Source organism: Maritalea sp. S77 (assembly GCF_049801075.1).
Classification (GTDB): Bacteria; Pseudomonadota; Alphaproteobacteria; order Rhizobiales; family Devosiaceae; genus Maritalea.
The window spans coordinates 924,790-937,544 of sequence record NZ_JBNAGG010000001.1 but is presented as its reverse complement, the minus strand read 5'-3'; the positions used below and the strand labels follow the sequence as shown (position 1 = coordinate 937,544).

9 protein-coding genes are annotated in these 12,755 nt (G+C 51.9%); 8 read left to right on the top strand and 1 reads right to left on the bottom strand.

Features of this window, described 5'->3' with window-relative positions; all coding sequences use genetic code 11:
• Window positions 1–7 precede the first annotated feature (7 nt).
• The 8 genes from ACP15Y_RS04405 (at window position 8) to ACP15Y_RS04370 (ending at window position 11,134) form a co-directional block, all read left to right on the top strand.
• A complete protein-coding gene (locus tag ACP15Y_RS04405) occupies window positions 8–1,987 on the top strand; it encodes a heme lyase CcmF/NrfE family subunit (RefSeq protein WP_424982463.1) in 1,980 nt (659 codons plus the stop codon).
• A complete protein-coding gene (locus tag ACP15Y_RS04400) occupies window positions 1,984–2,487 on the top strand; it encodes a cytochrome c-type biogenesis protein (protein WP_424981776.1) in 504 nt (167 codons plus the stop codon). The genes ACP15Y_RS04405 and ACP15Y_RS04400 overlap by 4 nt, the downstream gene beginning before the upstream one ends.
• Complete coding sequence (locus ACP15Y_RS04395; RefSeq protein WP_424981775.1) at window positions 2,447–3,679, top strand: alpha/beta fold hydrolase; 1,233 nt, start codon at window positions 2,447–2,449, stop codon at window positions 3,677–3,679. The genes ACP15Y_RS04400 and ACP15Y_RS04395 overlap by 41 nt, the downstream gene beginning before the upstream one ends.
• A 51-nt stretch (window positions 3,680–3,730) precedes the next feature.
• A complete protein-coding gene (locus ACP15Y_RS04390; RefSeq protein ID WP_424981774.1) occupies window positions 3,731–4,474 on the top strand; it encodes a sulfite exporter TauE/SafE family protein in 744 nt (247 codons plus the stop codon).
• A 159-nt stretch (window positions 4,475–4,633) separates the two neighbouring features.
• Entirely contained in the window at window positions 4,634–6,115 is a 1,482-nt protein-coding gene (locus ACP15Y_RS04385; protein ID WP_424981773.1) for a Do family serine endopeptidase, read from the top strand.
• A 68-nt stretch (window positions 6,116–6,183) separates the two neighbouring features.
• Window positions 6,184–6,855 carry a winged helix-turn-helix domain-containing protein gene (locus ACP15Y_RS04380; protein WP_424981772.1) on the top strand — a complete coding sequence of 224 codons (672 nt, stop codon included), beginning with the start codon at window positions 6,184–6,186 and terminating at the stop codon, window positions 6,853–6,855.
• Complete coding sequence (locus ACP15Y_RS04375; RefSeq protein ID WP_424981771.1) at window positions 6,848–8,251, top strand: sensor histidine kinase; 1,404 nt, start codon at window positions 6,848–6,850, stop codon at window positions 8,249–8,251. Before ACP15Y_RS04380 ends, ACP15Y_RS04375 begins: the two co-directional genes overlap by 8 nt.
• A 3-nt stretch (window positions 8,252–8,254) precedes the next feature.
• A complete protein-coding gene (locus ACP15Y_RS04370) occupies window positions 8,255–11,134 on the top strand; it encodes a bifunctional [glutamine synthetase] adenylyltransferase/[glutamine synthetase]-adenylyl-L-tyrosine phosphorylase (protein ID WP_424981770.1) in 2,880 nt (959 codons plus the stop codon).
• On the opposite strand, the gene ACP15Y_RS04365 is transcribed toward ACP15Y_RS04370, so the two are convergent.
• On the bottom strand, window positions 11,131–12,423 hold the full coding sequence (locus tag ACP15Y_RS04365; RefSeq protein WP_424981769.1) for an ATP-binding protein: 1,293 nt from the start codon (window positions 12,421–12,423) through the stop codon (window positions 11,131–11,133). The genes ACP15Y_RS04370 and ACP15Y_RS04365 overlap by 4 nt on opposite strands.
• Between the last annotated feature and the right edge of the window lie 332 nt (window positions 12,424–12,755).

The window sequence follows — 12,755 nt, the reverse complement described above, 5'->3', positions numbered from 1 at the left end:
CAATATGTTGAGCATCGAACTTGGTCATTTAGCACTGGTGCTGGCATTTGCGCTGGCTGTCGTTCAAATTGGTGTTGCGGCCTATGCGTGGCAGCGGCCAAATGAGGGCAGTTTCAGCTTTGTACGTCAGGCAAGCACACTGCAATTTCTCCTTGTGTTGTTGTCGTTTGCAGCGCTGAGCGTTGCGTTTGTCACGTCCGACTTTTCGCTAAAGCTCGCCTATGAACACTCCCATTCGTTGCAGCCAACTCTCTATAAATTCACATCAGTTTGGGGCAACCATGAAGGCTCCATGTTGCTTTGGGTGTTAATTTTGACGTTTTTCGGCGCAGCTGTCGCCATTGGCGGAGCGAACTTGCCAAAATCGTCGCTTAATCTGGTGCTGGGCACTCAAGGCTTCTTGGCATTTGCGTTTATTGGCTTCACCATTTTTACATCAAACCCCTTCGAGCGCCTGCCAGACATGCCGCTAGAAGGGCGTGACCTCAACCCGATCTTGCAAGATGTTGGTTTGGCCATCCACCCGCCATTGCTTTACATTGGCTATGTTGGCTTTTCAGTGTGTTTCTCATTTGCGATTGCCGCACTGATATCCGGCAAGATCGATGCGGCGTGGGCGCGCTGGGTGCGTCCATGGACGATGTTGAGCTGGATTTTTCTTACACTTGGCATCGCGATGGGCTCCTACTGGGCCTATTATGAACTTGGCTGGGGCGGCTGGTGGTTCTGGGACCCCGTAGAAAATGCATCGTTCATGCCATGGCTTACGGGCACAGCATTGCTCCACTCGGCACTTGTGATGGAAAAGCGCGGTGCGTTGAAGATTTGGACGGTTCTTCTGGCCATCATCACTTTTTCGCTTAGTTTGCTTGGCACATTCTTGGTGCGCTCCGGCATATTGACCTCCGTGCACTCTTTCGCCACCGATCCATCACGCGGCCTTGTCATTTTGGGTATGCTGACATTCTTTATCTGTGGTGCATTTATCTTGTTCGCTTGGCGTGCGCCAACGCTAAAGGCCGGTGGGCTGTTTTCACCGATCTCTCGGGAAGCTGCATTGGTGTTCAACAATCTATTTTTGGCTACTGCGACAATCGCCGTTTTGGTCGGCACACTATACCCGCTGGCGCTGGATGCATTTACAGGTATAAAAATTTCTGTTGGGGCGCCATTCTTCGATTTAACATTCGGTGCATTGATGGTGCCACTGTTGCTGGTCGTGCCTTTCGGTCCCTTCCTGCCGTGGAAAAGGGCGAGCATTGCCCAAGCCAGTAAACGATTGTTCGGCGCCATTGTGCTTAGCTTTGTGCTTGGCATTATTGCTGCAGCCTATTTGTGGGATGGCTTTAGCCTTACACCACTTGGCCTGTTGCTAGGCTTCTGGGTGATCATCGGGTCTTTGGCAGATTTGGTCGAGCGCAGCAAATTGTTCAAAGCGGCCCCGTCCGTTTCGCTGCGTCGTTTGGTCGGTTTGCCAAAAAATGTATGGTCGACCAGCTTGGCACATATGGGGTTGGGCCTCACGGTGCTTGGCGTTGTTTTTGTGACCGCTTACGAAACAGAAACCATCACCACCATGCAGCCAGGTGAGCAGATTGAAGCGCATGGCTACAGCATTCGCTTTGTCGATGAGGTGGATATTAACGGGCCAAACTTTACGTCTGAAACGGTCAACTTCGCCGTGGCGCCCGTCGGTAAGCGCGAGAGCGTCGTAGCATCAGAAAAACGGACATATCCGGCTCGGCAAATGCCGACCACAGAGGCTGGCATTAAAACATTTGGCCTGTCGCAGGTTTATATTTCTATCGGCGATCGTGTTGGGGAAGACGGCCGCGTGGTGCGCATTTGGACTAAGCCATGGATCTTGTTGATTTGGTTTGGTGCAGTGGTGATGGCTATTGCAGGCACTTATTCGCTAACGGATCGGAAATACCGAATCGCTGCGCCAAATCTTGTGCGAAAACAAACAGTTGGAGCAGCAGAATGAATCGATTTCTGATGATCTTGATTCTGATCGTGAGCATTGTGCCGCAGGCCATGGCGGTGCAGCCAGATGAAGTGCTGGACGATCCTGTATTGGAAGAACGGGCGCGAGATATTTCTGCTGGCCTGCGGTGTTTGGTCTGCCAAAATCAATCCATCGACGATAGCGATGCAGATTTGGCGCGTGACCTGCGCATCGTCGTGCGCGAGCGCCTGTTAGAAGGCGACAGTAACACCGAAGTTGTGGACTATGTTGTCGCCAGATATGGCGAGTTCGTGTTGCTCAAGCCAACCTTCTCTGGTCATAATTTGGTGCTTTGGATTGCTGCACCTCTTGTTTTTGTGATTGGCCTTGTGATCTTGATAGCTGTTTCAATGCGACGCAGAAAAGTGTCGAATAGTGCCAGTATGACGCCGGAAGTAGCGCAACTGCTGGCTGAGTTAGCAGAAAGTGAGACTGACAATGCCAACCCGGATCAGACCCGCCGCAAGCCAAAAGATTGAATTTGAAAATAGCCGCGGCGTTAAAATCGCTGCGGCATTGGATTTGCCTAAATCCTCCATTCGGGCATTTGCAGTATTCGCCCATTGCTTCTCCTGCTCCAAAGATTTTGCCGCCAGTCGGCATGTAGCCAATGCGCTGCAAAATGAAGGCATCGCTGTTCTTCGCGTGGACTTTACGGGGCTCGGCCATTCCGATGGTGAATTTTCCAATTCAAATTTCTCGACCAATTTGGAAGATTTGCAAGCGGCTTGTGCTTGGTTGTCTCAGCATCATCGCCCGCCTGAAATCTTGATTGGCCATTCGTTGGGTGGGGCCGCAGTTCTTATGGCGGCGCTAGACATGCCCAACATCAAAGCTGTGGCGACCATCGGGGCGCCTTCGGCACCAGCCCATGTGTTGCACCTGCTGGGCGACAAGCGCGACGATATAGAACGCTCAGGCGAAGCGGAGGTGCTGCTTGGTGGGCGACCATTCAAAATTCGACGGCAATTTTTGGATGATGTGAGTGCCTTTGATCTCACCAAGCGTCTGCGTGAACTAAAGGCCGATTTGCTGGTTTGCCATAGCCCGATCGATGCGATCGTGGGCATCGAAAACGCTCAAGATATCTTCCTCGCGGCCCGCCATCCCAAAAGCTTTATCTCTCTTGATCAAGCAGATCATTTGCTCTCCAAGCCTGAAGACGCGTCCTATCTTGCTGGCGTCATCTCTGCATGGGCCGCGCGCCATTTCCCAAGTGCCGATAAATTTTACGAAGATGCTGGCCACATCATAGCAGCGGAGAGCGGCGAGGGGCCATTGCACCTCAATGTCAACGCCGCTGGTCATGCCTTGCAAATTGATGAGCCCGAATCTGTTGGGGGGACAAATCGCGGTCCCACGCCTTATGACTTGCTGGGCGCGGCGCTTGGTGGGTGCACCACGCTAACGCTGCGCCTATACGCCAATCGTAAGAAGTTGGCAGTTGAGCATATCGAAACATATGTCGACCACGAAAAGCGGCACGTTAATGATTGTGAGCAATGCGAAGAGGGCAAGAAACGCGTCGACCATTTTGATCGCCGTATCAAAATTGTCGGTGACATCACAGATGCACAGCGCCAACGAATGCTCGAAATCGCCGATATGTGCCCCGTGCACAAAACGCTAGAGCAATCCTCTCATATCAGCACAAATTGGGCCGACGGCTAGGCCGCTTGCCAAATATTTAGCGAGTAGATAAAAAGCGTCATGGATTTCTTCATGGCGCTTCTGCCTGCTGATCTAGCCCCATCATTCTCGCTACTGCTGATCGTGGCGAGCTTCTTTACTTCAGCGACAACCGCGGCCTTTGGTCTTGGCGGTGGGGCAATGCTGATCGCGCTCATGACAAGCGTTATGAATCCCCTGATTGCGATTCCAGTTCATGGTGCGGTTCAGCTTGGCAGTAATGGCGGCCGGGCTATGGTGCGTTTCAAGCATATTGTTTGGCCATTCTTCATTTGGTTTGGCATTGGCAGCGCTTTTGGTGTGGCCGTTGGCGGCCAAATTGCCCATCTCCTTCCTGAAAATCTCTTTAAAGCGCTGATTGGTCTTTTCCTTATCTACACGGCGTGGGGACCAAAGCTAAAATCGGTCATCAAATCTCTCTTTGTCACGGCCATTACTGGTTTTATCGCCGCCGCTATTTCAATGGTGGTCGGCGTTTCCGGTCCGTTGGTCATGGGATTTTTGCAAGGACTAAAAGATCGTCGCGAGATGGTCGCGACTCATGCCGCTTTGATGACCGCGCAAAATCTTTTGAAACTCGCAACATTCACCTTGTTAGGCTTTAAGTTCGCCTCATATCTCCCGTTGATTTTGATGATGGTAGCCACTGGTTTCTTGGGCACATTGTCCGGCTCGAAATTATTGGACTGGTTGTCGGAACATTTGTTCCGTCAAATCTTTAAACTCACACTGACGCTTCTTGCGTTGTGGCTATTGGTGCAAACATTTCTCGTTTGATTGGCATCGCCACTGCCAAGAATGTGACGTGAATTTGCCAATGGTTGCCATAGTTTGGCCCTCAACATTACAAAAATTTAATCTACATGTAATCATGTTGAAAGGGACGTTTCTCCATATTGGCAGCCATAGAATTTCTGTTCCAATAAGGAGGACTTGATGCGACCTGTATCAAAGATTACCCGAAACCGATTTAAAGCGATTGCTGCTGCTGCGTTGATTTCAACCAGTGCGATTGCAACTGGCGTGTTGTCGACCGCCCCGGCCAACGCGCAAATTTCCATCGAGAATGTTGCGCCATTCAGCTTTGCTGATTTGGTAGAAGCGGTCAGCCCAGCCGTGGTTTCAATCCGGGTCAAAACACGCATCGAGGAAGCGCGCGGTCCTTTTGGCAATCGTGATGGTTTCCGTATGCCGGATTTGCCGGAAGGTCATCCATTTGAAGACTTTTTCAAACAGTTTGAAGACCGCCGCGGAGACCGTGATCGCCCGCGTGAGCGATTCGGCCAAGCGGTAGGTTCTGGCTTTATTATTTCGTCAGATGGTTTTGTTGTCACCAACAACCATGTGATTGAAGATGCAGATGAAGTCATGGTCGTTATGGAAAATGGCGATGAAATGACAGCAAAGATTATCGGCACAGATCCACGCACTGATTTGGCATTGCTGAAAATCGAAGCCGCAAGCGATCTGCAATATGTGGAATTCTCAGACAATGAAGCCCGCGTGGGTGACTGGGTTGTTGCTATTGGTAATCCGTTCGGCCTTGGCGGCACCGTAACTGCCGGTATTGTTTCGGCCCGTGGTCGCGATATTAACGCCAATGCCTATGATGATTTCATCCAAATCGATGCTGCGGTGAACCGCGGCAATTCCGGTGGCCCCGCATTCGACACCACTGGTAAAGTTGTCGGCGTGAACACGGCGATCTTCTCGCCCAGTGGCGGTAATGTGGGCATCGCATTTGCCATTCCGGCCTCAACAGTTAAGCAAGTTGTGTTCGATTTGATGGACGACGGTAACGTGACCCGCGGCTATCTGGGCGTTTCCATCCAAAATGTATCGAAAGACATTGCTGATAGCGTCGGCTTGGATAAAGCGCGTGGCGCTTTGGTCACCGAACCGGCACCGGACAGCCCAGCCCAAAAAGCAGGGGTTAAATCAGGCGACATTATCACCTCGGTCAACGGCACCGATATTGACGATGCTCGAGACTTGTCGCGCACAATTGCTGAGTTTTCACCCGGCACAACCGTTGAAATTGGCATTTGGCGCAATGGGGAAACCGTGGAGCTTCGCGTTGAACTGGCACGCTTGGAAGAAGAGCAAGCCATCAATGAAGAAGATGAAACACCTCAGAATGAGCCAGCCGAGCCGCATGACACAGCGACGGGCCTGACCTTGGTGCCAAACGATACGGGCGATGGTCTTTTGATTGTGGATATCGATCCTGAAAGCCGTGCCGTTGAAAAAGGCTTTGCGCCGGGCGACGTGGTGCTTGAAGCCAACGGCGAGCCAGTGAACACCATTGCTGAATTCGAAGAGCAATTGGAACGTGTGAAAGAAGCTGGCCGATCAAATATCTTGGTGAAGGCTGCGCGTGATGGTGTTACTCGATTTGTCGGCCTTGCGATTGAGTAAAGTTTAAGTCAACATCTGTCGCGCCCCATTGGGCGCGGCAGCAATTTCTGAGTTCGGGTGCGACGCAAATGAAAGTTCTATTGATTGAAGATGATCGCGATGCCGCGAACTATTTGATCCAAGCACTCGACGAGGTGGGCCATGTCGCGCACCACGCCGCCGACGGGGAAACCGGATATGCCATGGCGTCATCGATGGACTATGATGTCATGATCATTGACCGTATGTTGCCCCGTCGTGACGGCCTCTCCATCATCGAATCCCTTCGCGCTGAAAACAATTCGACACCTGCGTTGATCCTATCTGCCCTTGGTGCAGTGGATGATCGGGTACAGGGTTTGCGCTCGGGCGGAGATGATTACCTTACCAAACCCTATGCCTTTTCTGAATTGCTTGCGCGCATTGAAGTGCTGGCGCGCCGCGCATCCCCGGCAGAAGGCGCAACAACCTACCAAGTTGGCGATCTCACACTCGATCGATTGTCGCGCCAAGTGGCTCGCGAAGGTGAAAGCATTTCCCTGCAGCCGCGTGAGTTTCGGTTGTTGGAATATTTGATGAAACACGCCGGACAGGTGGTGACGCGCACTATGTTGCTCGAAAATGTGTGGGACTATCACTTCGATCCGCAAACCAATGTGATTGATGTGCATATGTCGCGCCTGCGCACGAAGATCGACAAAGGTAAATCCAAACAACTTCTGCAAACAATTCGCGGTGCGGGATATATGATCCGTGAATAGAATTTGGCGCATTTGGAAAACAACGACTTTTCGACAGAGCGGCTTTTTTGTGCTGCTCTTTGTGCTGTTTTCAACAACCATTCTTGGCTACATCGCCTACCAATCAAGCATCTTAATTCAGCGCCAACAAGTTTCTGCCATCAACCGCGAAATCGGGCAGCTTAACCGCACCTACCAGCGCGCGGGCACGCCCGGTTTGGTGCAGGGTGTACAACGATTTGCTGATCGTCCGGGTCCGGGTATCTATTATGTTGCGGACCCCACCGGGCAAATGTTGGCTGGCAATGTGACAGAAATACCGACCTTCGTACTGCAAAATCCCGGCGTTCATAGCTTTCGCTATGAGGTGGAAGAAAATTGGCATGATGATGAAGAATATGAGCGTCCAGATCGCGGGCTGGCACTGGTAAAGAGCTTTCAACTCCCCTCCGGATTTTATCTGGTTGTCGGACGCGATATTGTGGAACGTCGCGGTTTCAGCGCAATCATTTTTGAGGCATTCGGCTGGGGCGTATTCTGGATCATTATCTTGTCGGTGCTGCTCGGCACCATTCTGGCCCGCAACATTATGCGACGGCTGGATTTGATTTCTGCCGCCTCAAAAAAGATCATGACGGGAGACTTGTCCGAACGTTTGCCGATCACAAAACGCAACGACGAATATGACCGTGTGTCCGAAAATCTCAATGAGATGTTGGACCGTATCGAGAATTTGATGGCGGGCCTAAAAGAGGTTACAGACAATGTGGCCCACGACTTGAAGACGCCGCTCACCCGTTTGCGCAACAAAGTGGAGCGGGCGCTCAATCATGAAGATGACCCAGAGCAGATGCGCAATGCACTGCAAGCCACCATTGAAGAAAGCGACCAGCTGATCCGCACTTTCAACGCGCTTCTGCTGATCGCGCGGGTGGAAGCTGGTGCCCCCGATGGCAGCTTCGAACTCGTTGCTGTCGATGAGATCATCGAAGATATTGTCGATCTTTATCAACCAGTTGCGGAAGATTCTGGAATCGAATTATCCACCAAGCTCAACACGGTGCCCAAAGTGAAGGGAAGCCGTGAGTTGATTGGCCAAGCGATAGTCAATTTGGTGGAAAACGCGATCAAATATGCCAAGGCCGCGCAAGGCGTGCCCTGCATTCAAATTAGCCTTGAGGAGCACCGCAGCGACATTCGTATTTGTGTGGCGGACAATGGCAGCGGCATCCCCGAAAAAGACCGTGAGCGTGTGTTGGAGCGGTTTGTGCGGTTGGAAGAAAGTCGCTCAGAGGCAGGTTCAGGATTGGGCCTTGCTCTGGTTTCTGCCGTTGCCAGATTGCATAAAGGCAGGCTAGAAATACTAGACAATGAACCCGGCACCAAAGTGCTGATCACCTTGCCAAAGGATAGCTAATTTATGACTGCTTCGCTTGCCGCTGAATTGAAATCTCTCAAATTCAACATCGGCACGGCAGAGGCATTTCAAAATTGGCAGCGCGACTTTGCGCCAAGCGCCCCTGCAGCGCTTGAGCCGATGCTGGCGCCTGTTTTTAGCGCGTCGCCCTTTCTGCTGGATTGCGCCTGCAAAGAAGCGGATTGGCTGCTTGAGGCGTTTGACGCGCCCTTTGATGCAACTATTGAAACGCTGTTGACGTCAACCGATCAGCTTGGCCAACAACAAGATGAAGCTGAACTGTCGCGACAGTTGCGGCAGAACAAGCGCCGCTTAGCACTGATCGCTGCGCTGGCCGAAGTAGGGCAGGCAACCAAAACGGCCACGACCACCAGCGCGTTGGCTCTTTTCGCAGATCGATCGCTTGATGCCATCTTGGATTTTTTGGCACGTGATCTGGCCAATCAAGGCAAATTTGAATTGAGAGAAGATCAGCGCCCAGCCGCCCAGCTTGGCATTTGCGTCTTCGCGCTCGGTAAGCATGGTGGCTTAGAGCTCAACTATTCTTCAGATATCGACATTGTGGTCTTTTTCGATCCGGATCGCTCGCCATTGGTCGATGATCCGCGCCACGCCCGGATATACGAAAAGCTTGTGCGTCACTTGGTGGCGCTGATGCAAGATCGGGATGAACATGGCTATGTTTTTCGCACCGATCTGCGATTGCGCCCCGATCCAGGGTCGACGCCTGCCATAATCTCAACGCGAGCCGCCATGACATATTATGAAAGCCGTGGCCAAAATTGGGAGCGGGCCGCTTGGATCAAGGCGCGTCCATGCGCTGGAGATCTGGATGCGGGCCATGCATTTTTGAAGGAGCTTACGCCATTCATTTGGCGCAAACATTTGGACTATGCCACCATCGACGACATTCGCGCCATCAAACGGCAAATCAATGTGGCGAAAAACATTGTTGGCCGTGAAGTCTATGGTCATAACGTCAAACTTGGCTTTGGCGGCATACGCGAAATTGAGTTTTTCGCTCAAACACAGCAACTCATCGCAGGTGGTCGGGAACCTGGCCTGCGCACACGTTCTACGGCCGATACGTTAGATGCGCTTGCCGATTGCAACTGGATTTCCAGCAAAATTGCAGATGAGTTGGAGGAAAATTATTGGTTTTTGCGTGCGGTGGAAAACCGGGTTCAGATGCTCAATGACGAGCAAACCCACCAATTGGGGGACAATGACAAAGCCATTGCGCCCATCGCGTCATTGATGAATTTTGACGACATAGAAAGCTTCAAATCCGCATATCAACATTGCTTGGTGCGGGTGGTTGGTCATTATGGCGAGTTATTTTCTGACGATGGTGATGAGCAACTGGCACACAAACTGGTGTTTACCGGCAGTGATGATGATCCCGACACATGGCAAGCTCTATCAGATATGGGTTTTCGCGATCCCACCAACGCCATCACCACCATCAAAAAATGGCACTATGCCAGCTATCCCGCCACCCGCGCAGATAAGGCCCGGCAAAATCTCACAGCGTTGGTGCCGCATTTGTTGCACTCGCTGTCCAACGCGCGAAATGCAGACGAGGCGCTAAACCGTTTCGACATCTTCTTGTCAAAGCTACCCGCCGGGGTGCAGCTATTTGCGCTGCTGCGCAATAATGAGCGCTTGCGCCACCTGCTGGTGGACTTTATGGCCTCCGCACCGCGCATGACCGATGCCATTTTGCGCCGTGTCCATATTGTCGACGGTCTGATCGATCCGGCCTTTTACGATGAAATCCCGACCGTCGCTGCACTCACAGAGAAGGCGAACGACTTCCTAGGCGAAGCCCGCAACTATGAGGATTTGATCGATCGCTCACGCATTTTTGGGCAGGAGCAAATCTTCCTCACCAGCGCCGGGTTGATCGCGGGCACGGTGAAGCCAGAGCAGGCAACCGAGCAATTCTCGGCTTTGGCACAAAATCTGATGGAATGGCTATTTGAAGGCGTGCGCCGGGAGTTTGAGCAAAAACACGGTAAAGTGCCCGGTGCGCAAGTGGCGTTGTTGGCTTTTGGCAAATTGGCCAGCGCCGAAATGTCCGCCACATCAGACCTGGATTTTATTCTGCTTTATGACGCGCCAAAAGGCAGTGATGGGTCGGATGGCAAACGTCCGCTCGAAACGCCGCATTATTTCACGCGGCTAACCCAACGGCTGGTCGCAGCATTGTCCGCACCCACGGCTGAAGGTGTGCTTTACGAAACAGATATGCGGCTGCGCCCTTCTGGTAATGCAGGGCCGTTGGCGACAAGCTTTAAGGGCTTTAACCGCTATCAGCACAAGGAGGCGTGGACCTGGGAACACATGGCTTTGTCACGTGCCCGTGTGGTTTTTTCTGACGGTGATTTGGGCGACCGCATACATGGCGTCATTTCCGATGCGCTGAACGCGTCGCGAGATAAGCAAAAGCTTGTCGATGATGTGTGGGATATGCGCGGGCGGATTGAAAAAGACCGTCAGGCCAAATCTGTTTGGGATCTTAAGCTGGCAGTAGGCGGTGTCATTGATTTGGAGTTTATCGTTCAATTCGCCCAGCTTGCCTATGGCGATCAGCTTGCCGTGCCGCAAGCGCCGCCTCAAACTGTATTCACGCGCTTGGCCGAAACGGGTCTACTGCCAGAAGCGTTAGAACTGAAAGAAATCCATGCAGAATTCACCGCGGTGTTGCAATTGATGAGCGCCTGCTTGAACGAGCCGCTTAAGGTGGAGAGTTGGAGCGAGGGCTTTAAGGAGCTTTTGATCCGTGTCACGCACTTTCCATCGCTTGATGCGTTGGAGACGGACCTAAAGGATAAGAAACAGCGCGTACGTGCTTTAATGGAGCAGTTTATAGTGGTCTAGGCAACGTGACCTAACGCCAAATCCTGTTCCACCTCATATTTCGGCAGCGTAATCAACACCGTGGTGCCAATGCCGGCAGCGCTATCAATGTGGATGCGTCCGCCATTCAGTTCAGCAATAGCCCGCGCTGTGGCGATGCCAAGACCCAGCGTATTTTGCTCTTTGGCAAACGCGGCTTCGCCTAAAACGAAAGGCTGATTCAGCAGCGCCATACGTTCCTGTGGAATGCCAATACCAGTGTCGGTGATCTCAATGATAATACCGTCCGCTGCGTCCCAGCTGTTCACAGCGATCTTGCCGCCTTTTTGGGTGAACTTCACAGCATTGTCCAAAATATTATCCAACATGCGCTGCATCAGGTTTTTATCAGCAAATACGTGCCCTTCAGCGCTTGAGAAATCGACAAATTCTACCCCAATGCGCGCGGCGCGGGCTTTATATTTATCAATTTGCGAGGTCAGCAAATCGTCAATAGACAGTTGCTCTTCGGTTTGTGCCGTGTTGCCAGCTTCAAGTTCTGAAAGCTCAAGGATGGACGCGAAGGATTTCAACAGCGCTTCGCCAGATTTTTTGATGTCGCCGAGATAGCCGATATAGCGCTTGTCGCCCAACGGGCCGAAAGGTTCGTGCTGCACCAGATCCGCAAAACCAATAATGTGGTTGAGTGGTGTGCGCATATCGTGGCTTAGATGCGCTAAGAACGAGGTTTTCGAACGGCTCGCAGCTTCAGCAGCCAATTTGTCAGCAGTGCATTGGCGCAACAGTGTTTGGCGCTCCCGTTCCAAAGCATCATTGTCGCGCTTTGCGTGCATTTCTGCAGTGATGTCTGTGATGATGGTCACGAAATTGCGCTTGGACTTTGCAATATCTTCAATCCGGATGTGGCGACCATCTAGGCAGGTCGCGGTGGCAACGCGATGATCATCTACATCGCAAATGGTTTCGAAGCGATGGGGATTGGCTGCCAAGGCCATAATGTTGGTGAACGGACGCCCGCGCAGTTTGGTGCCTTTAGAAAGGCCCATCATGTCGCGATAGGAGTGGTTGTGCCAAAGCATATTGCCCGCGCGGTCCCAATAGGCGATGCCATGTGGCAATTCTGTTAGGGCGCGTAGCAATTCCTTGTCTTCGTGGGCTTCGTTCAGCCGCACCATATATTCCAATTGTTGTTGCTCATCTTGGGCGCTCATGCGCATCAGGGCAATTCCGCCAAATGTGCTCAAAACGCCCACGCTGATAAGCTGCGCAACAACGCCCAAATCAGCGGTGAAAAGAACCGCGCCAAGCACAGCAATTAGCCATGCCAGCGCGAGTTTTCTCGTTGTTGGGACGAGGGTTTTAGGGGGCTTGATTGCAGTGTGAGGGGAAGGTGCAATCACTTTCTTTCTATTTGCCGTGGCAAGCAAGGAGTGGAGTTTTTTCGGCTGTTGTCTAAACAGACGCAGAGACTGTTTTCTCAATATTCTCAATCGCTTGGAAAGATTTTTAAAGAATCCTGTCCCGACTGCGTCGGATGTTTCCATCGACAACATTTGAACTCTCCAAATTGATTAAAAAGTGCCCCCAAAGGACTGTTTGACGCCCTTTGATATGTTCAATTTGAATCAAAAAAAGGGGCCTT

What these genes read in the sequence shown, in the direction of transcription:
- ACP15Y_RS04400 (WP_424981776.1), top strand. Translation starts at nt 1,984, where the DNA reads ATGAATCGATTTCTGATGATCTTGATTCTGATCGTGAGCATTGTGCCG.
- ACP15Y_RS04395 (WP_424981775.1), top strand. Translation starts at nt 2,447, where the DNA reads ATGCCAACCCGGATCAGACCCGCCGCAAGCCAAAAGATTGAATTTGAA.
- ACP15Y_RS04390 (WP_424981774.1), top strand. Translation starts at nt 3,731, where the DNA reads ATGGCGCTTCTGCCTGCTGATCTAGCCCCATCATTCTCGCTACTGCTG.
- ACP15Y_RS04385 (WP_424981773.1), top strand. Translation starts at nt 4,634, where the DNA reads ATGCGACCTGTATCAAAGATTACCCGAAACCGATTTAAAGCGATTGCT.
- ACP15Y_RS04380 (WP_424981772.1), top strand. Translation starts at nt 6,184, where the DNA reads ATGAAAGTTCTATTGATTGAAGATGATCGCGATGCCGCGAACTATTTG.
- ACP15Y_RS04370 (WP_424981770.1), top strand. Translation starts at nt 8,255, where the DNA reads ATGACTGCTTCGCTTGCCGCTGAATTGAAATCTCTCAAATTCAACATC.